Annotated in this window: 17 protein-coding genes and 2 riboswitches; of the genes, 1 reads left to right on the forward strand and 16 read right to left on the reverse strand. The window is 65.2% G+C overall.

The window, feature by feature from the left end:
- Window positions 1-6 precede the first annotated feature (6 nt).
- Window positions 7-1,149 carry a thiolase family protein gene (locus tag CHB69_RS08735; protein WP_089215626.1) on the reverse strand — a complete coding sequence of 381 codons (1,143 nt, stop codon included), beginning with the start codon at window positions 1,147-1,149 and terminating at the stop codon, window positions 7-9.
- 2 nt (window positions 1,150-1,151) lie between these two features.
- Window positions 1,152-1,565, reverse strand: coding sequence for a Zn-ribbon domain-containing OB-fold protein (locus tag CHB69_RS08740; protein ID WP_089215740.1), 414 nt, complete (start codon window positions 1,563-1,565; stop codon window positions 1,152-1,154).
- Window positions 1,566-1,728: 163 nt separating this feature from the next.
- Between CHB69_RS08740 and CHB69_RS08745 the strand changes: the two genes are divergently transcribed.
- The gene (locus CHB69_RS08745) at window positions 1,729-3,303 is read left to right on the forward strand and encodes a class I adenylate-forming enzyme family protein (protein WP_089215627.1); all 1,575 of its coding nucleotides are present in this window, start codon (window positions 1,729-1,731) and stop codon (window positions 3,301-3,303) included.
- A gap of 27 nt (window positions 3,304-3,330) precedes the next feature.
- Here the strand turns inward: CHB69_RS08745 and CHB69_RS08750 are convergent, their stop codons facing one another.
- The 14 genes from CHB69_RS08750 to CHB69_RS08815 all read right to left on the reverse strand — a co-directional run bounded on the left by CHB69_RS08750 (window position 3,331) and on the right by CHB69_RS08815 (window position 19,877).
- A complete protein-coding gene (locus tag CHB69_RS08750) occupies window positions 3,331-3,759 on the reverse strand; it encodes a GlcG/HbpS family heme-binding protein (RefSeq protein WP_212541908.1) in 429 nt (142 codons plus the stop codon).
- 19 nt (window positions 3,760-3,778) lie between these two features.
- Window positions 3,779-5,029, reverse strand: a complete 1,251-nt coding sequence (locus CHB69_RS08755; RefSeq protein ID WP_089215628.1) for a D-amino acid dehydrogenase — start codon at window positions 5,027-5,029, stop codon at window positions 3,779-3,781.
- 72 nt (window positions 5,030-5,101) lie between these two features.
- Window positions 5,102-5,182: riboswitch (glycine riboswitch) on the reverse strand.
- 2 nt (window positions 5,183-5,184) lie between these two features.
- A riboswitch (glycine riboswitch) is annotated at window positions 5,185-5,274 on the reverse strand.
- Window positions 5,275-5,485: 211 nt separating this feature from the next.
- Window positions 5,486-6,094, reverse strand: coding sequence for a TetR/AcrR family transcriptional regulator (locus tag CHB69_RS20770; RefSeq protein WP_170935492.1), 609 nt, complete (start codon window positions 6,092-6,094; stop codon window positions 5,486-5,488).
- Window positions 6,095-6,158: 64 nt separating this feature from the next.
- Window positions 6,159-7,370 (reverse strand): CaiB/BaiF CoA transferase family protein, encoded by a 1,212-nt coding sequence (locus CHB69_RS08765; protein ID WP_089215630.1) that lies wholly within the window; start codon window positions 7,368-7,370, stop codon window positions 6,159-6,161.
- Window positions 7,370-8,584: a CoA transferase gene (locus CHB69_RS08770; RefSeq protein WP_089215631.1), complete on the reverse strand. Its 1,215-nt coding sequence runs from the start codon at window positions 8,582-8,584 to the stop codon at window positions 7,370-7,372. Before CHB69_RS08770 ends, CHB69_RS08765 begins: the two co-directional genes overlap by 1 nt.
- A gap of 58 nt (window positions 8,585-8,642) precedes the next feature.
- Window positions 8,643-10,205 (reverse strand): MFS transporter, encoded by a 1,563-nt coding sequence (locus tag CHB69_RS08775; protein ID WP_170935494.1) that lies wholly within the window; start codon window positions 10,203-10,205, stop codon window positions 8,643-8,645.
- Window positions 10,206-10,370: 165 nt separating this feature from the next.
- The gene (locus CHB69_RS08780) at window positions 10,371-11,162 is read right to left on the reverse strand and encodes an SDR family NAD(P)-dependent oxidoreductase (protein WP_089215633.1); all 792 of its coding nucleotides are present in this window, start codon (window positions 11,160-11,162) and stop codon (window positions 10,371-10,373) included.
- Window positions 11,163-11,397: 235 nt separating this feature from the next.
- Complete coding sequence (locus CHB69_RS08785; RefSeq protein ID WP_089215634.1) at window positions 11,398-12,336, reverse strand: acyl-CoA dehydrogenase family protein; 939 nt, start codon at window positions 12,334-12,336, stop codon at window positions 11,398-11,400.
- Window positions 12,336-13,487: an acyl-CoA dehydrogenase family protein gene (locus CHB69_RS08790; protein ID WP_089215635.1), complete on the reverse strand. Its 1,152-nt coding sequence runs from the start codon at window positions 13,485-13,487 to the stop codon at window positions 12,336-12,338. Before CHB69_RS08790 ends, CHB69_RS08785 begins: the two co-directional genes overlap by 1 nt.
- Before the next feature lie 100 nt (window positions 13,488-13,587).
- Window positions 13,588-14,466 (reverse strand): LysR family transcriptional regulator, encoded by an 879-nt coding sequence (locus tag CHB69_RS08795; RefSeq protein ID WP_089215742.1) that lies wholly within the window; start codon window positions 14,464-14,466, stop codon window positions 13,588-13,590.
- A gap of 87 nt (window positions 14,467-14,553) precedes the next feature.
- Window positions 14,554-15,831, reverse strand: a complete 1,278-nt coding sequence (locus tag CHB69_RS08800) for an alanine racemase (protein WP_089215636.1) — start codon at window positions 15,829-15,831, stop codon at window positions 14,554-14,556.
- Window positions 15,824-17,239: a D-arabinono-1,4-lactone oxidase gene (locus CHB69_RS08805; protein WP_089215637.1), complete on the reverse strand. Its 1,416-nt coding sequence runs from the start codon at window positions 17,237-17,239 to the stop codon at window positions 15,824-15,826. Before CHB69_RS08805 ends, CHB69_RS08800 begins: the two co-directional genes overlap by 8 nt.
- A complete protein-coding gene (locus CHB69_RS08810; protein WP_089215638.1) occupies window positions 17,236-17,586 on the reverse strand; it encodes a c-type cytochrome in 351 nt (116 codons plus the stop codon). The genes CHB69_RS08805 and CHB69_RS08810 overlap by 4 nt, the downstream gene beginning before the upstream one ends.
- On the reverse strand, window positions 17,586-19,877 hold the full coding sequence (locus CHB69_RS08815) for a TonB-dependent receptor (RefSeq protein ID WP_212541910.1): 2,292 nt from the start codon (window positions 19,875-19,877) through the stop codon (window positions 17,586-17,588). Before CHB69_RS08815 ends, CHB69_RS08810 begins: the two co-directional genes overlap by 1 nt.
- Between the last annotated feature and the right edge of the window lie 4 nt (window positions 19,878-19,881).

The raw sequence follows: 19,881 nt of genomic DNA on the forward strand, positions 1-19,881 counted from the left end.
CGGGGCCTAGCGGGTCAGAACGTGGACGTAACAAACGGCTCCGACGCCAACCATGTGCGCGAGCCCCGCCTTCGCCGCCGGCTGTTGGCGCGCGCCCGCTTCGCCGCGCAGTTGCCGGACGATCTCACCGATCTGTCCGATTCCGGTCGGGCCGATCGGATGCCCCATCGCGATGAGCCCGCCCGACGGGCTGATCGCGCACTGACCGCCGATGTTCCACGCACCCTCCTTGAGCATCGGGACGAACCGGCCCGGTGGGCATATGCCGGTGGCCTCCGCATAGAAGAGCTCCTCGATCGTGAAGGCGTCGTGGAGTTCGATGACGTCGAGGTCGCCGGGACCGAGCTGCGCCTCGCCGATCGCGCGCGCCATCGTTTCGATCGTTAGCGCGGTGTCGGGATTGAGATCATTGTCGGCCTTCTGGCTACCCGCAGCCGACGAAGCGACGCGGACGGCACGCCCCGGATCGAGGCCGAGCCGCTTGATGCCTGCTTCCGATACGACGATCACTGCGGCCGCGCCTTCGCCGACGGGAGTGCATTGGAGCGCCGTGAGATTGCCGGAAATCGCCTTGCCGCCGAGCACCTCTTCAAGCGTGCGCTCCTTCTGGCGCTGTGCATTGGGATTCTTGGCGCCATTGGCGTGATTCTTGACCGCGACGAGCGCGATGTCTTCGGGAGCGATTCGGTGCTTGCGCGAATATTCGTCGGTCAGCAGCGCGAAATGGGTAAAGGGCGCGATCGCATCCTCGGCAAGGTTCGGAATCCCGGTGGGCGAGCGGAAGATGCCTGACTTGGGCGGCTTGTCGACACCGACCGCCAGCGCGACGTCACTGATTCCCGATGCCACCTCGATGCAGGCGTGGCGGAACGCCGCCGACCCCGAAGCCGACGCATTTTCGATATGGATGATCGGCGATCCGAGCGCGCCCAGATGCCGCAGCATCGGACGGCCGACCGCCATTCCGAGCAGCGCGTTGGCGACATAAGAGGATTCAACGGCCTCCCAATCGATGCGGGCATCGGCGAGGGCTTCGCGAATGGCGCGCAGCCCCAGCGCGACATAGCTGGTGTCCGACGCATATTGATAGGGGTGAAAGCCGATCCCGACGACATAGACGGGGACGAGATCGCTGATGAGGCGGGCCATGATCAGGGCCTCCCCGTTTCCGGAGCGAAGCGGAGGTCGAACGGCCCCTTGTCGGGCCGGGTCTCTTCAACGAGGCGGCTGGTCATGACGGTCCCCGGCGCCAGATCGGCGTCTGCGGGGACTTCGAGGATCGAGCGCACGACGGCACCGTCGTCGGTTGCGATCGAACCCACGACATAGGGCGCCGGGCGACGTGGATTCATCGAGACATGAACCTCGGCGCTCGCCACCAACCGGCCGCGCCCGCCAATCAACCAGGGTTCGAGTTCCTCCGAGCCGCAGCGCTCGCAGCCATAATGCTGCATCGGGAAGAAGATATATCCGCAGGCCTTGCAGCGGCCGCCGTTCAGTGCGGGATGGTCCGGCAGCGCACCGGTGCCTTGCGCCGCAAAGAGCGCGGCGGCCTGATCGTCCATGGCATCCTCCATTATTTTGACGCCTGTCTTGCACCGGCCATACCCGCATGCAAGACATTTGTTGATCCGTTGACAAATATATTTCACACTGCCAAGACACGCCGCCTGAAACGTGCCTGCCAAAGAGGCACAGCGGGGAGGTCAGTTGGAGAGGAAGAACGCCATGTCGCAGGCCGCCGAGCAAGTGCCAGCCGCAGCTACAGCGCGCCCGGGTTCGGTCGAACATTGGGCGCTGACGCGACCATCGGTTGTCGCATTCGTCGAAGGCGATCGTTCGCTGACGTGGGGCGAACTCAACGATCACGCCGATCGGCTCGCAGCGGCCCTCTCCGAACGCGGGATCAAGGCGGGCGATGTCGTCGGGGTGCGAACCCAGATTCGAATCGAATGGCCCGTCATCGATGCCGCGCTGGCCAAGCTAGGCGCTGCCGTGCTCGGCATGAACTGGCGGCTGACCCCCGCCGAAGTCGAATATGTGCTCGGAAACAGCGGTGCGGCCGGATTGATATGCGACGATGCGGACCCTGCGCCGCTGCTGCCGGCGCTCGCGCGATGCCAACCCAAGGTCCAGATCAGCATCGATACCGCCGCTTCCGGTTTCACAAGCTGGCAGGACGCGCTCTCGCTCCCTGCTGAACCGCGCTTCTCGCGGCAGCCGGCCGGGCTCGTGATCTATACGTCGGGAACCACGGGCTTGCCGAAAGGCGTCGGTCAAAATCGCGTCGCGCCGGCCGACATGCAGCGCGTGGCCGAATATTATGCGAGCATCGCGGCTCGCTCGCCGCGCGGGATCGATGACGTCATCCTTTGCACCATGCCCTTTTCGCACGGCGCCGGTCCGGGGCTCGTCCGCGGCGGCGTGAACGCGGGTGCGACCATGATTCTGCAGCGGCGCTTCGATCCCGTCGAAGTGCTCGAACTGATCCAGACATATCGCGTCACCATCTGGACCGGCGTTCCGACGATGCTGAAGCGCATCGCCGCGCTCGGCGACGACGTGATGACGCATTATGACCTGTCGTCGATGCGCGCGCTCCACACGGGCGCCGCGCCGGTGCCGCCCTCGCTCAAGCAATGGGCGCGTGCGCATTTCGGCGAGACGCTTCACGAAGCCTATGGCGCGACCGAAGTCGGGATGATCGCGCACCTTACGCCGGACATGCAGAAGGTCCGTCCCGCCTCGTCGGGCTATCCCTATCGCCATGTCGAGGTGAGCGTGCGCGACGATAAAGGCAGGCCGCTCCCGACGGGCGAAGCGGGCGAGCTCTGGATCCGCACGCCGGTCACGATCAAAAACTATCTCAACGCGCCGGGCCTTGGCCCCGACACGCTAGACCCCGACGGTTTCTTCCGCGTCGGCGATGTCGGCTATGTCGATGAAGAAGGCTATATCTTCATCACCGACCGAATAAAGGACATGATCATTTCGGGCGGGGTCAACATCTATCCTGCCGAAATCGAAGCGGTGCTCATCCGGCACCCGGCGATCCAGGACGTCGCGGTTATCGGTATTCCCGACGATGAGTTCGGCGAGTCGGTGAAAGCGTTCGTCGAGCTCAAGCCCGGCGCGACGCTCGCCGACGGCGAACTTCGGGATTTCGCGCGCGGCGCGCTCGCATCCTACAAGCGGCCGAAATCGATCGACATCGTCGACGACCTGCCCCGCAACACGATGGGCAAGATATTGAAGCGCGAACTGCGCGAACCCTATTGGAAGGATCGCGACCGCCAGGTGTGATCGCGCCCCAGGTCGGCACCCGCCGCCCTAGTCGCCGGTGTCGGCGATCAGGCCCGCGCGCTCGATCGCGGCTTTGGCGCAGGCCTCGTCATTGTCCGACTGATCGCCGGTCACGCCGACCGCGCCGAGAAGCTTGCCGCCAGCGTCGCGGATGAGGACGCCGCCCGGCGCCGCGACGCATCCGTTCGGGAAAATGTCCGAAAGCGCGCCGATGAATGTCGGGCGTTCCTTAGCCATTCCGGCAAGGGTGCGGCCGCCGACGCCCAGCCCGATGCAGCCCGATGCCTTCGCCATTGCGATTTGGGGGCGGTGGATCGAGGCTCGCTCGTCGCGAACCAGGCAGAGAATATGCCCGCCGGCATCGAGCACGACGGCGCAAAGCGGCGCGAAGCCCCGACGGGCGCCTTCCGCCAGGACACCGTTGGCGATGCGGGTCGCGATTTCGAGAGTTATCATGCCAATCTCCTTGTCGCCGCTATGCGGCCAGTCCCTGCCCCGCGCCATGCTCCTGGCCGTGCGTCTCGCCGATGCGTTCCGCAACGATCTCTGCGGTAGCTGCCGAGAGGGTCCAGCCGAGGTGGCCGTGGCCCGTATTGTAAAAGACGCGGTCGCTTTTCCCTTTCGCCGCCCGCGGCATCATGTCGGGCATCATCGGCCGCAGACCGGCCCATGGCACCGAGCCCGAGGTATCGAGCCGCGGATGGTGCCGCTCGACCCACTGGACGAGAGGACGGATGCGGCACGCGCGAATATCCCTGTTCGCACCGTTGAATTCGGCGGTGCCCGCCACCCGATAGCGATGGGGGCCAAGTCTGCTCGTGACGATTTTCGCCTCTTCGTCGAGAAGGCTGACCCATGGGGCGGTGTCTCGGTCGGCGTCCGGCGCGACCGGCACGGTGATCGAATAGCCTTTGACCGGATAGATATTGACCCGGTCGCCGAACCATCCGGCAATGCGCCGACTGTCGACACCCGCACAAACAACCACAAGGTCGTGGCATCGCCTTTCGCGAAGCTCGCCTTCGAGCCTGATCTCGACCGCGTCGGCGCCCGCCTTGGCCGCGGCGATATCGCGGCCAAACTCCAGACGCCCCCCGTGCCGGACGCAGGCTTCGGCCAGGCCGCGCGTGAATTTGTGAATGTCGCCGGTGGAATCGCCCTTGGTGTAAAAGCCTCCTGCGAAGGCCCCCGTCAGGGCGGGCTCGATGTGGCGGATCGCGTCGCCGCTGACGGGAATCCGCTCGAGGCCGGCCTCGCACAGCATGCGATTGACAAGGTCGGCCGCGGCCAGGGCCTGTTTCGACGTGTAAAAATGCAATATGCCGCGCCGTTCGTGATCGAAATCGATCCCTTCGGCGCGGGCGATCGCGAACAGGCGCTCGCGGGCGAGAAGGGCCAGTCGCACGGTTTCCTGCGAATTGGCTCGATAGTGGCGCGCCGCGGCCAGGAATTCCGAAATCCAGCTATATTTATGCCAGCCAGGGCGAAGGTTGAAGAGCAGGGGAGCATCGTTGCGAAGCAGCCAGCGCATGCCTTTCGCGACGGTCGTCCAATTGTTCCAGACTTCGGCGTTGCTCGCGGAAAGCTGACCTCCGTTGGCAAAGGAGGTTTCCATCGCAGGATAGCGGTTGCGGTCATAAACGGTCACCTGATGGCCGCGCATGAGCAGCGCATAAGCCGTCGTGATCCCCGTGATCCCTGCCCCAATTATCGCAGCGTTCGCCATGACTCGTCTCCGACAGGGTGACCCGCAAGCCACCTGACAGCACGTCGACCAGACGGCCGCCGCGCCCCAGTCCCGCTGTCAGAAACCTGAGAGATTCACGCCGCGGCGCTTGCTCCTTCGGTGGACGGCGCGATGGCCGTCACTCTCCAGCTGCCTTGTGTCGAACGGTCCCCTTTGCCTGAGAGATTCCGGGACATTGCTCCTTCGGCGTCAGACGAATCGCTGAACTCTCCCGCTCGACCCCGCCCTCAATATAGTAATGACTATATTAATTCAAGACCGGTCGGAAACGCAAATTCGCCTCGGGTTTCATCTTCGCGTTTCAACGGAAGGAGGCGCCGGATACGGCTGGCAAGGCACGACATCGGCGTCGCGCGCGCACGACGGGCGCACCGCCCCCGACCCGGAACGTTGGACCATCATATGCCGACCGGCCGCGCCGGTCGCGGAAATTGCCTATTTGCGAGGCTTCAGACGCTCGCGCAGCGTCGCGATGAATTCTTCACCGACCGCAACCTCTTCCCAGCTTGGATCGAGCGTTGCAAAACCCATCTGTCCGCGCATGAACGCATAGATGACCGCGGCCTGATGCTCGACATGGACATCTTCGCGGATATTCCCGAGACGAATGCCGCGCTTGATTTCCTTCTGGATGGCGGCGAGCCCTTCGGCATTGAGCCGTTCGACCGTCTTGCGAAGATTGGGCCGCACAAGGGCCTGGGTCAGGATGATCTGCAAACAGCGAAGCGCGACGCCGCGCGTGCGGACATAGATGCGAATCAATTCTTCGATGCGGGGGAGGCCGCCCTCGGTTTCGGATATTTGGCCGAGTTGTCGATGATAGCTGTCGATCGTGAATTCCGCGACGCGGGCGAGGAGGTCTTCCTTCTTGCCGAAATAATGCGCTGGCAAACCACGGCTATATCCCGCTGCATCGGCAACGTCGGCCAAGGTAAAGCCATCATAGCCCCGCTCGGCGATCAGCTTGATCGCGAAATCTAGAAAGCGCGTTTCTGCCTTTTCCCGACGCTCCGCATGTGTCTGTCGACGTACCGTCTTTGCCAAAATTCAAACTCCCTTGCCCGTCTATGCAAAAAAGCCGCGCTCCTTTGCAAGGGGCAGTGGGAAGTCAGCCGAGAACATTTGCCTCGCGAAGCTCGTCGATCTGTGCGCCGGTCAGCCCCAGAACCTCCCGGAGGATCTCGTCGCCAGCGGCGCCGAGGATCGGTCCGGGGCACCTCGCCGGCCGGGGATCGGCGGACAGGCGCCACGATGGTGCCGGGATGACGATATCGCCGAGCAAGGGGTCGAACACCGGTTCATAGTGGCCGAGCGCTTCGAGGTTGGGGTCGTCGCCCAGATCCGCGTCGCTCGATACGACGTGGGCCGCGATGCCCTCGGCCTGGAGCATGGTCTCGATCTCCCGGGCCGAGCGATGCCGCGTCCATCCCGCAATCGCGGCGTCGAGGCTGGCGCGCGCCCGCAGCCGCCCGACGAGCGTGTCGAATTCCTTCGCGTCGAGCGCCGGTGCGAGACGCTTTCGCAGCGCGGACCAGGCCTTGTGGCCGACGGCATCGATCGCCACCCAGCAATCGTCACCCGCACAAGGATATAGGCCCGACGGAGCGTTCAGCGGCGCAATCGCGTCGCCCACGCGCCCGGCGATGTGCCCGTTTGCGGCATAATCATAATAGGCCGGCGCCAGAAATTGGAGGCCCGCCTCGGCCTGCGAAAGGTCGATATGGGTTCCGCACCCGGTTGCACGACGCCGATGCAGCGCGGCAAGGACGCTGACGGCCAGAAAGCGGGGCGCCACGGCGTCGGTCCAAGGCCCATATGGCCCTGCCGGCGCGCGGTCCGGCCACCCCACGAGATTGGTCGCGCCCGAATAGGCCGAGCCGGTAAGGCCGGTTCCGCTCATTCCCATTCCCATGCTGCCCTTGCGCCCGAGCAAGCCGCTCGACACCATGATCAGACCCGGATTTTTCTCGGCGAGCAGCGCATAGGACAGCCCCATCTTGTCGATCTGACCGGGCGTGAAGCTCTCCACGAACACGTCGGCCGTGGCGACGAGGCGCTTCACGAGCTCGACCCCCTCCTTCTGCTTGACGTCGACCGCGATGCTGCGCTTGCCGGCATTGGTCATATGATAGGAGAGCGACCGGTTCAGCCCCGGCTGGCCATCCTGATAGGGACCGAGGCCACGCAGCGGATCGAGCCGCTTGCCCGATTCGACCTTGATCACGTCGGCGCCCAGATCGGCGAGATAGCGGGCGCCATGGGGACCAGCCATCAGCCAGCCCATATCGATGACGCGAAGACCGGAAAGCGGGAGGTTCATCAGATGATCCCTTGGGAAAACAGCGCCTGCAGCTCGGTTTCGCCGAGGCCGGCATGAGCGGCGAGCAACTCGCAGCTGTGCTCGGAAAGCGCCGGTGCATGGCGGCGGACGCCAATTTCGTAATCGCTGAACTGAACGAAGCGAGCCGGCACTTCGACGCGTTCGCCGCCGATGTCCTGCACGGCGAACAAGCCGCGCTCGCGAAAATGGGGGAAGGCGGCAATGTCGGCCATCGTCATGATCGGCGCCGCCATGAAGCGATGGCGCTGCGACGCTTCGGCGATTTCGCTTTTCGTCTTTTGTGCGCAGGTCCGCGTGAGCGCGCCGATCAGGTCGTGGAGCGGCGCCGGATCGGCCTCGTCCCGGGCGAGCCGGCTGGTCAGCGCCAAAAAGTCGATTTCCATATGATCAGGCGGCAGGCTTCCTTCGTCGACCAGCCACGCGACGACCCCTCGGGTCAGCCCCATGAAGGCGGGCAGGAAGAGCAAGGTGACGGCGGCCCATCCGTCCGAACATTCGAACAGTCCGGGCACGGGCGGCAACCGTCCGATCGTCGTCGGGGCGCTGCGCCTGGCAAGTGGTCCGCCCGACCTCGCCGCCACAATCCGCCCGAGCGAGGCAAGCGTCGCCGCGGTGTGAGCACCGATCTCGATCGCCTGCCCCGCGCCGTCGCGATCGCGGGCCAGAAGGCCGCCGATCGCCGCGACGGCGGCGTCCGCCCCAGCCTCCATCATGGCCTGCGGGACCGGGAAGAACAGCGGCGACCTGTCGACGTCTCCGGCCAGCGCCGGGGCGCCGCCCGCCGCGGTCAGGATGAGCTCGGTCGATTTGTAGTGCGCCTTGGGTCCCGAAGGTGAGAATGGCGTAACGCGGCACCGGACGAGCCGCTCGGGGACGGCGATCGCGTCGGCGTCCGGCAGGCCCGCCGGGCCCTCGATCAGAATGTCGAACGCGGGAAGCAATTGCTCGAGCAGGGAGACACCGTCCGGTGTCGACAGGTTGAGCGTGATACCGCGCTTGTTGCGATTGAGCGCGTGCCAGGTCAGGCTGTTCTCCAACCCCGGCTTGCCGCCGATGAATGGTGCAAGTCGCCGCCCTGCCGCACCGGACGGCGGCTCCAGCGTCACCACATCGGCTCCCAGGTCGCCCAGTATCTGCCCGGCCAGCATCGTCGCGGGCTCCGACAGTTCCAGAACGCGCACATTTTCAAGCATCAACGCCACTCCTTCGGCACCTGCGGCTCAAACGGGTCGATCTTTCCATCGGGTCGGGTCAGGCGGGCGGTGCGGCTACCACCGCGCCGCCCGCCTCTTTCGCGCGGGCCGCCACGCGCAAGGCGCGCAATTGCTCCACATTCGCCTCGTGCCGCTGCCGCGTGATCGGATAGAAGAGCAGCAGCACACAGCCGCATGCCCAAAGACCGAAACTGACGGGCATGTAGTTGAGCAGAAGACCGTCGGTCATCGCCTCGGTCACCCGGTCGGGATCGACCTTCTTGGGAAAGCCCGAACCGACGAGAATTTGCGATGCGACAAGCGAGCCGAGCGCGGTCGAACATTGCTGCATGAAGCTGGATGCTGCGAAAAACACCCCTGCGCTGCGCTGTCCGGTCTCGACGGCGGAGTCCTCGACCACATCGGCCAGCATCGCCGTCGTGTTGATCAGCGAGATGGTGACCATCGTTCCGTAAACAGCGCCGATCACGAACAGGGCGGCGATCTGCCGCTTGTCGCCCGGCTCGAAGAACAGGTCGAAATAGATCAGCAGCAACGGGACGAGGCTGACCGCAACCCCGCCAAGGGCGAACAGCATCGAACTCGCCCGCTTGCCGATTCGGTTGGAGAAATAGGGCGCGAGCGGCGCGGCAAGCATCGCCGCCACCAGGCTGTCCAACACCAGAATCGCCATCTGGGCCGAAGTGAGTTTGAAGAGATAGGTCGCGAAATAAAGGGCCATCACGCTGTAGGCGCCGGTTGCGGTATATTTGCAGACGCCAAAGCCGAAGATCGCGAGGAAACCGCGATTGCGGAAGGCCGTTGCCATTTCCCTCGCATGCGCCCCGAGCCGCATGCGCTCCTGCTGGGGCTCGGCTTGGGGAAGATAGGGTATGCGGCTGTGAGTGCCGAGCGCGCATACCAGGATCGCGATGGCGATCAGCAAGGCACCGCAGAGCGCGAAGCCGCTATAGCTGTCGGGGTTGAGCTGACCCAGCGGATATTCGGGCGTCATTTTGAAGATCACGGACAGGGCGACCGCGCTGAAGCCATAGGCCCCGATGTAACCGAACAGATAGCGCAGCGAAAACAGCCGGGTCCGTTGGTTATAATCGTCCGATAACTCAACCGCCATGGCGGACGACGCGATCTCGAAGGCGCTGATCGACACGCGCGCGAGACCGGCAAGCGTAAAGACCCAAAGCCCCGTCGCGAAGTCGGACAGCCCCGCCGGCGGGAACCAGAGGAGATAGAAGAACAGCGCGGTCGGCAGCGCTGCGAAATACATGAAGGGGTGCCGCCGCCCCCAGCGCGACCGTGCCATATCCGTCCATCGGCCGAGCAGCGGGTCGGCTACGGCATCGACGATAAGCGTCGCCGCATAGGCGATCCCGATCACCGAGGCGTCGACTCCGACGACCTGGTTGAAATAGAAGGTGACGTAGGAGGCGAGGCTCGCATTCTTGACCCCGTTGGCAACCGCACCGAATCCGAAGGCCGCGCGCAGACGCCTTCCAAGCGGCGGCGGGTCATCCGAGATCCGACTGCCCGGTGCCCCCGAGCCCTCGTCCATTCGCGTTTCCGACGCATTGCCCGGCGCGACATTTGCCTTCGCGGCCATGGTGTTCGATCCTCTCTCCCGGCGCGCCCTCTTCGTCCGGGGCATGGCCAGAGCGCCATCCTCGACACAATAAGTTGATCAGTCAACAAATATTATCGAATGATCGAGATGCGGTGAGCGACCGGCAGCCGGCCGTCGGTAGCCGGCAGAATGACGGGGCCCTTCCTAAAGCGCGAGGGTCATCCCGCCATTGACCGGATAGGTCTGACCGCTGATCCAGGAACTGGCGTCCGATGCGAGGAACAGGACCATGTTCGCGATATCGACGGGCTCGCCGGGACGGCGGACGATATATTTGTCAAAGACTCGCTTCATCCGCTCGGGATCGTCCATCAGCCTTTCGGTCGCTGCCGTTCGCGTCGCGGCGATCGCGACGCAATTTACCGTGATGCCGAAGCGCGCGAGGCTGCGCGCCGCGCTTCTCGAAAAGCCGGCGGCGCCCGCCTTCGCCGCGGCATAGGCTTCGAGACCCGCGTCGCCATAGCGCCCGGCATCGGAGATGATCGTGACGATGCGCGCCGGCGCCTGTCGCGCGATCATGCCGGGGACGACGGTTGCGGCACAATTCATCACGCCATAGAGATTGACCCCGATCGACTGGTTCCAGACGTCCGGCCCGGTTTCCCAAAAAGGCTTGCGGACATCGGGGGACGGATTGGCGCCCATATTGCCGGCATTATTGACGAGGACGCCGACCGCCCCGAGCTCGGCCACGATCCGCTCGTTCATGTCCTTGACCGCCTCGAGGTCGGTCACGTCGGCTTGCACCGCGATCGCCTTGCCGCCGGCCGCTCTTATCTCGCTCGCGACCGCTTCCGCCCGGTCCAGATAATAATCATTGACCGCGACGCCGCCGCTATTGTGCCCGGAAAGGTGGAGAGCGATCTGACGGCCGATCCCCTGCCCCGCGCCGGTGACCAGGGCTACCCGCCCCGCGAGATCCAATATGTCGGCCATAGATTTCCCTCCCCGTTGATCGACCTGGTTTCCGGCGCGCTCAACCGGGCGGGTGGCGGCATCCGATGATCCTCGCCCCGCCGCCTGGCCGAAGCCCCGATAGAAGGGACCTCCTTCGCGTGTTCGCGCATGGCCCCTCCCCGGCGCGCGTCCTGTGCTGACATTCCAAGACGTCGGCCGCAACATTTATTTGTTGATTATTCAACATAGAAGAGATGCAGCTGATCAGCCCCGTTCAGCGGGACGGCACGCTCGACGCGGCAACCAGCCAATCGACGCTCGACGCGACATCGGCGAGCCGCGCTGTTCCCAGCCGCCCTTCCCAATAGGCTTCGGACCCTTCCGAGATGCGCCATTGGTGCAGGCGGCGGGTCAGAAGCTGGATATCGCACTCTTCGCTGATCCCGATCGCGCCATGCACCGCGTGCGCGGTCGCGGCGACGACCGGCGCGGCCGCTGAGGTCACGGCCTTGGCGATCGCGACGGCCTCAGGCCGCAGCGGCAGCGGCCCGGCAAAGCCGATCTCGCTGGCGACGCGCGCCGCGACACATTGTTCGGCCATCACCGCGAGCTGCTGCTGAACGGCCTGCTGCTTGCCGATCGCCCTTCCGAACTGGACGCGTTCGTTCGCATAACGGACCGTCCTATCGAGAAGCGCCCCGGCGGCCCCGGCGATCGAGGCAGCGCGGACGAGCGCTGCGAGCAGACGAAGGCCGCCTTCGGGTACCGGCCCGACATGCTCGACCGGCGTCTCGTCGGACAACCCTGCAAGGGCTGCCAGATAGAGCTCGCCGCCGTTTTCGAAGAGCCCGAGATCGGCGACTTCGGTAGGAGGGCGGCGGGTCAGCGCCGCGCGGGTCGATGCGAGCAGGATCGCATCGTGCGGAGCCGCTTTGCCCAGCATGGCGAAAAGCCAGCGGGCAATCATGGTGTCGCCGACGGGAAGCGGCAGCGCGTGGCGGCCGGCCGTCTGTATCAGCGGGCCGACCTGCGCGAGCGACAGGCCGGAACCGCCCGCACATTCGGGAACGAGCGCATCGAGAAAGCCGGACTTTTCGAATTGATCCCACAATGCCGCATGGCTTTCGCCCCGCTCGATCGCGCGCACCGTCGCGGGCGGACAAGCAGCGTCGACCATTCGGGCAAAGGGCGCGGCGAAATCCATGTCGGCCATCAGCGAAGTCCCATTCCGCGCGCGATAATGCCGCGCAAAATTTCGCGTGTGCCGCCACGCAATGAAAAGCTTGGTGCGACCTGTGTCACATAGGCGAGCGTTCGCAGCAATTCGCCGTCGACGGCATCGTCGGGACGCGATGCCAGATCATCGGCGATCGCTTGCGGAATGTCCTGCTCGAGGCTGGTCCCGAGATCCTTGACGAGCGATGCCTCGATGACGGGACTCTCGCCCCTCGCAAGCTGTCCGGTGCAGGCGATCGACATCGCCCGCAGCGTTGCAAGCCGGGCCGTAAAGCGGCCCGCGAGCCGCACTGTCGCCTCGGTCGCAACGCCCGACCGTCGCAGGTGCGTCAGCCAAGCGTCAAGCAGGACGATACTCGAATAGATGCGCTCGGGTCCGCTGCGCTCGAACGCCAGCTCGGCATTGACCTGCCGCCACCCTTCCCCCTCGACCCCGATCAGAGCTTCGGCGGGGAGGTCGACATCATCGAAAAACACCTCGGCGAAATGCGCGTCGCCGGCAAGGTCGACAATCGGACGAACGACAACGCCCGGCGCCTTCAGGTCGACAATGAGCTGCGACAGGCCGTCGTGACGATCCTCGGCACCGCCGGAGGTGCGCACCAGCGCGATCATATAGTCGGAATGTGGCGCGTTGGTCGTCCATATTTTCTGACCGTTGAGCCGCCACCCCCCCGCCGTGCGGTCGGCGCGTGTGCGTACACTCGCCAGATCCGACCCCGACCCCGGTTCGCTCATCCCGATGCAGAAACACAGCTCGCCGCGGCAAATGGGGGGCAGATAGTGCTGCCGCTGTTCCTCAGTGCCAAAGTTGAGGATCAGCGGCGCGCTCTGGCGATCGGCGATCCAATGCGCCGCGACCGGGGCGCCGACGCCGAGCAGCTCCTCGACGACGACAAAGCGTGCGAAGGGGCCGCGTTCGCTTCCCCCATAGCGCTTCGGAAGCGTCAGGCCGATGAAGCCCTCCGCCCCGAGCCTGCGACTGAATGCGCTGTCGAAGCCCTGCCACGAGCGCGCGCGGACGTCGGCAGCGACACCGTCGGCGACCTCTGCCGCGAGCGCCCGGATGATCGGGCGCAGCGCCTCATCTTCAGGCGGGATTGTTTGCAGCGACAGGGTCTCGAACATATCTCGGCATCCATGCGCCCCAGCCATGCTGCCGAAGCCCGCGCAGCCGATGCCGATACCGATGCGGCGGTTCCAATATTATTCCACGCCGACTTGATATCTAACCGTTATCGCCGTGACCTTCTGCCACGGCGATAAAATTGCGCGCGAGCGGTCCGGCGTCGGGCCGGCTCGCAACGCCCGTAGCGATCGCCACCGGTTCGCGCAGCGCCCGCAGGACGACGCCTTGGGGCACAGAGCGCGCCATCTTCGCAGGAACGAGCGAAACGCCAAGGCCGGACTCCACCAGGCTCAATATTGTCTGGATCTGCACCGCCTCCTGCGCAATCCGCGGCACGAAGCCGGCCGCCTGGCACGCGAGCAGCGTCACCGCGTGGAGAATGCTCACCGGACTGTGGACGATGAAAGGCTCCTCAGCGAGGCGGGAGAGCGGAATCGGCGTGTCGGTGCCCGAATCCGTCGCGCCGGGAAGCGCGGCGAAGAGGAGATCGCGTTCGATCACCGACAGGCGAAGGTCTCCGCCCCTGATCATTGGCAGGCGGACCAAACCGACGTCGAGCTCTCGCGCTTCGAGCGCCTGAGCGATTCCGAGACTTGTCATCTCGGCGAGTTCCAGCTCGACGCGCGGGAATTTGGCCCGAAAGGCGGGGATGATCCGCGGCAGCAGCCCGCTCACAGCCGAGCCGATGAAGCCGATGCGGAGGCGCCCACTTTCGCCCTTGGCCCCGAGACGGGCAAATTCCCTAACGGCGGCGGCATTCTCCAGGCTGGCGCGCGCGGCGGGAAGAACGGCGGCGCCGGCAGCGGTGAGCGACGCACCCCGGCTGCTCCGGTCGAAGAGCCGCACTCCGAGCTCCTCTTCGAGTTTCCGGATCGCGACAGTAAGCGGTGGCTGCGAGACATTCAGGCGCTCGGCGGCACGATTGAAGTTCTTCGTCTCGGCAATGGCGACGAAATAGCGAAGTTGGCGAAGATCCACGATAGCGTCCGTACATTGATGAGTGTCCATGCCATATCAGACACCCATCCGGCGCTGGGCGAAATCCGGTGAGATGGTGTCCGACGGTCAGGCGGAAACCGCAAACGTGTGCCAGCCGCCGGAGATGGCCGTGCCGTCGAACAGCGCGATGTCGCCGAACTGGAAGAAAAGCGCCTCGCTCTGGTTGGGGCGGAAAAAGACATAGTCGTCGGGCTTCAGCGCCACGCTCGTCGATCCGGTGAGCATTTCCTGGTTGCTCGACCGCCCGAACAGGGTGCTGAACTGAAGTCCGGGCGGCGAAACCGGGGTCGCAAGCCAATGCCCGCCATAGATGAAAAAGGCGCGCGCGGCATTGGGGTCCAGGAACGTCATCGGACCGGTCAGCCACTCGCTGCCCGGCAATTCCATCCGCTTCGCCTTGATCACCGGGGTCGCGATGAAACTCGCCGGAGCATGGCGCGCCAGCGTATCGAGGTCGAAATCGGCGGGCTTGACGAACGCCGAGCCGACCGACACCTCGTTCGCGGCGGTGCCGGCCGCGTGACGCGCATAGGTCGGGCTGCCGGCCCCGTTGAGCGTGAGCGTGCGGGGATCGAGCGCGAGCTTGTCGTGCAATACGCCGATGGCCGTGCGATATTGGCGCTGCGAGGCGGCATAGGCCTCGTCGGGGTCGCTCATCTTGGGGACATGCGCGTCATAGCCCATCAGCCCACTGACCGCGACGTGCGGGAAGGTTCGGGCAAGATCGAGCGTTTCGGCAAGCGCCCGGCCGTCGGGGAATCCGCCCCGGTGGAGCCCGACGTCGATCTCCATATTCGCGCGCAGCGGCGCGTTGCGGGCGGCTGCGATCGCGGCATATTGCCTGAGCCGCTCGGGCGTGTCGATCAGCCACTGGACGCGGCCGGCGACCTGGGCGCCCGCCTTGTCGACAAATTCGGCATATTGCATCGCGGGCAGCGGCTTGCCGAGCAACAGGTCGGCATCGGGACGCGCGGCCATCGTCTCGAGCATCGCGCCGTTGAAGACCATGAAGCGGTTCGTCGGCAGGCCGCTCGCGATCCGGTCGATCAGCCCGGTGGCGGGTAGCGATTTGACGACGATGCGCAGCGGCAGGCCCGAAGGCTTCAGCGTCGCGCGCGCCGCCGCGATGTTGCGGTCGAGCCGTCGCTGGTCGATGACGAGGACCGGATGCGCGATCCCGGCCTTGCGCAGCGCCGTCGACAGGGCGACGAAATAGGCGTCGTGCGCGCCGCCATGGTCGCCCTTGCGCGACGCGAGCACCCCGACGCCCCCCGCAAGCGCGAGCCCGCCGCCGGCAATGGCCGCCCGGCGCGTCCAGCGCCGCGGATTCTTTGCGTCAGCCATCGATGAAAAGTCCCTTCAGAAACGGGTTGAGCATCCGGCCCTGCGGGTCGAGTTCGCGGCGCACCTCGTTCGCGTCGCGCCAGCGCGGATAGATCTGCGCGAGATCGCGCGCCTTCAGGCTGTGCAGCTTGCCCCAGTGCGGACGGCCGCCGTGACGCCGGAAGATCGGCTCGACGATGCTGAAGAAGAAATCATAGTCTTCGCGGTAATAGGCATGCACCGCGACCGAGCCGCTCTCGCGCTGGTAGAAAGGCGAGAGCCATGCATCGTCGGCGGCGATCACGCGCGCTTCGAGCGGGAAAAAGACATCGCGGCGATGCGCCTCGATCGCCGCCAGCACCTCGCGCAACGCCGTCATCTGCGTCTCGATCGGCAGATGATATTCCATCTCGTTAAAGCGCACCGGCCGCTCGTTGGACAGTAGTTTCCAGCCTTCGTCGACCATGTCCTCGGGCGGCACCTTCGCCAGTTCCTCATCGGCATATTTGCGGCGGAGCGAGGGCGCGAACTCGAACCAGTCGCGCAGCTTCTTGATCCCCATCATCAACTCGACGTCGGTGTCGGGGCCGCGCGGCTTGAGCGGCCGATCGGTCACGTCGTGCGAGACGACCACCGAATAGCTGGTGAAGGGCAGCGGAAAGAATTCGACGTTGCGGTGCCGCTGTCGCAGCGCCGGCCAATCCTCGATCACCTCGTCGGTGGGCCGGATCTCGGTGCGCTTGAGGACACGCCGCAGCGGCTGGTTCTGAAGCGTCACCTGCGTGACGACGCCGAATGCCCCGACGCCGACGCGCGCGGCGTTGAATATTTCGGGCCGGGTCGTCGCGTCGCAGTCGATGACCTCCCCCGACGGAGTGGCCAGCCGCATCGCGATCACCGACCCGTGCACCGCCGGGATGCCGCGCCCGGTGCCGTGCGTGCCGGTCGACATGGCGCCCGCGACCGATTGCTTGTTGATGTCGGGCAGATTGTCCATTTCCTGCCCGATCGCCGCGAGCGCCGGGCCGAGGTCGACGAGCCGCGTTCCGGCGCGCACCGTCGCGCGGTTGGTCGCGGCGTCGTGGTCGACCAGCCCGGTCATGCCGTCGAGCGTCAACAGCGTGCCCTCGGTCGGAACGATGGCGGTGAAGCTGTGTCCCGAACCGACGGGGCGGATCGGCGCCGGCGCCTTCGTCAAAATGTCCAGCAGCTCGTCCTCGCTGCGCGGTGCCGCACGCTTTTGCGGATAGCTGTGCGCGATGCCCGACCAGTTGGTCCAGAGCAGGCGTCCGTTGGCATCCGCCGCCGGGAGAACCGGCGGCTCGCGGTCGCGGAGCCAGTTGCGTCCCGCGAGGCCGCCGACCCCGAGCGCGCCGGCGCCGATCACGCCGCCGCTGGCGAGCAATGCTCGCCGCGTTACCTTGTTCATTTGTCCCTCCCCGCCATGAAGCGTATCAGCGCCTTGTAATCGTCGGGGGTGCAGGCGAAACATTGTCCGCCCGCAGGCATCCCGTTGAAGCCGGCGATCGTATTCTTGAGCAGCCTGTCCTCACCCTTGGCCCAGCGCGGGTTCCATTGCGTGCGATCGCCGGCGAGCGGCGCGCCGGTGTCGCGCACGGTGTGACAGGATTTGCACGACTGTTCGTAAATGCCGGCGATGCGCGCATCGGCGGGCCGCAGCGCGTCGCTCTGTTCGGGCGTCAACGGCGTGGCGGGCGGTTCCTGCTGGCACGCCGCCAGCAGGAAGGCCGCACAGAGAAGAGGCGCCGCGCGCATCAGTAATTGACCCGCAACTCGACGCCGAACATCCGGGGCTCGCCGCGGAACTGTTCGATGAAGCCAAAGTCGGACAGGTCGATCGCGAAGTTGATATATTTCTTTCGCGTCAGATTGCGGCCGAACAGCGCTACTTCCCAGCGGCCGTCCTCATCCTTGACCGCGAGCCGTCCCCCGACCAGCCAATATCCATTCTGCTTCAAAAGCGGATTGTTGTCGGTCGAGAAGAACTGACTGCTGCGGTACGAGACCGAAGGCTGAATACCAAGCAGGACGCCGGGCGACAGCGGCACGTCGTAATTCACGATGCCGCTGAAGGTGACGGTCGGCGACAGGGGAATCCGGTTGCCCGAATAGTCGGTCCCGGCGCTCGAGAAATCCTTGATCTTGGTATCGAGGAGCCCGAGATTGAGCGTCATGTCGAGCCGGTCGGCCGGCTGCGCGATCACCTCGAACTCGGCGCCATAGATGCGCGCATCGGCCGCATTGTCGAGCAGCGAAAGCGGCAGCGCGCCGGTGTTGACCAGCGTGTAGAGCTGCAGGTCCTTATAGTCGTAATAGAAGCCCGCCGCATTGAGGCGCAGGCGCCGGTCGAGCAATGTGGACTTCAGGCCAATTTCATAGGCGGTGAGCGTTTCCTCGTCGAACGGCTGCGCCTGGACCGCCGCTTCGGCGGGGTCGAAACTCAGGAAGCCGCCGTTGAACCCGCCGCTCTTGAACCCGGTCGAAACGCTGGCATAGGCCATGACATCGTCGGCGACGTCATAGTCGAGGCCGGCGCGGAACGAGAAATTTTCATAGGTGTCGCTGTTGTCGAACGCATAGAGCGGGAGGACCCCGCCGGGGATCGGGAAGCCGTCGATCACCGCATCCTCGAACTGCGCCGAGGCCTCGAAACGCTTGCGCTCGTAATTGTAGCGCCCGCCGAGCGTTGCGCGCAGCGCAGGGGATATCTCGATCTCGACCTGGCCGAAACCGGCCGCCGCTTCGGTCGTCTGGCGATTGATGGTGCGCGAAAAGAGCACGGGGGCGCCGCCGGTCGTCGCGCCGGTCGGGTCGGCGCCGCCATCGGGCGTCAGCGGGCGCAGTTCGCGGAACAGATCGACGGTCTGGTTCTGCTTCAGCACCTCGTGAAGATAATAGCCCCCCGCGACCCAGGTGAGGATTCCAGTCGAACCGGCCAGGCGAAGCTCCTGCGTGAAAGTCTTGGACGCGACATGATAGTCGATGTGCAGAATGGCGAAGGGGCTGGCGTCGGAATCCTCGCGATGCGTCTTGTCATTGTCGTCATAGCTGGTGATCGAGGTCAGGGTGACGCCCCCCAGATCCCAATTGAAGCGCGCCGATGCGCCCAGATTTCCGACCTCGAGCGGTTCGCTCTTGTCGTAGTTGCCGTCATAGAAGCGCGGCGGGCTGACATAGCCGAGGACATTGCCGCATTGATTCGCCATTACCGCATCGGCCGCGCAGGGCGCCGTAAAGCCGGTATCGGGATCGAGCATGCCGAGGCTGCGATATTGCGGCGCGCGCACATCGACCTTGCCGCCGTGGACGTTGAGCAGCGCATCGAACGTGTCGCTGATGTCGAACGCCAGCTGGCCGCGCAGCGCGAAGCTATTTTGCCCATTCTCGCGCCGGCCGGTGAAAAGATTGTGGACATAGCCCTTTGCGTGGGTGCCCGTCCCCGCGATGCGAAAGCGCACGCCCTCGCTGATCGGGCCGCCGACCGCCGCCTCGCCGGTGACCGCATCGAACGACCCATAGGACAGCGAGGCGTGCGCCTCGAAATCACGGCTCGGTTTTGCCGTGATGAAGTTGATCGCGCCGCCGGTCGCATTGCGCCCATAGAGCGTCCCCTGCGGCCCCTTGAGCACCTCGACGCGGTCGAGATCGAAAAGCTGGAAGGTCTGGGCGCCAGGCGAGCTGACATAGACTTCGTCGACATAGACGCCGTTCGGCCCCGAATTGTTCGAATTGAAGTCGGCGAGCCCGACGCCGCGGATATAGATCAGCGGCTGATTGCCTTCGCCGCCGGGCAGGCCGATCTCGAGATTGGGAACGACTCCGCCGATATCCGCGCTCGACTGGATGCCGAGGTTCGCGATCGTGTCGCCCGAAAAGGCGGTGACGGCGACGGGCACATCCTGCAGATTCTGCTCGCGGCGCTGCGCGGTGACGACGATATCGCCGATGCCCTGTTGAACCGATTCGGCCTCGACCGCCTGTTGCGCGCCGGCCGTCACCGGGATCAGAGCTGCCGCGGTGACGAGCATCGCGGTCGAGATTCGCAATTTA

Origin of the sequence: Sphingopyxis indica (assembly GCF_900188185.1) — a bacterium.
GTDB lineage: Bacteria > Pseudomonadota > Alphaproteobacteria > Sphingomonadales > Sphingomonadaceae > Sphingopyxis > Sphingopyxis indica.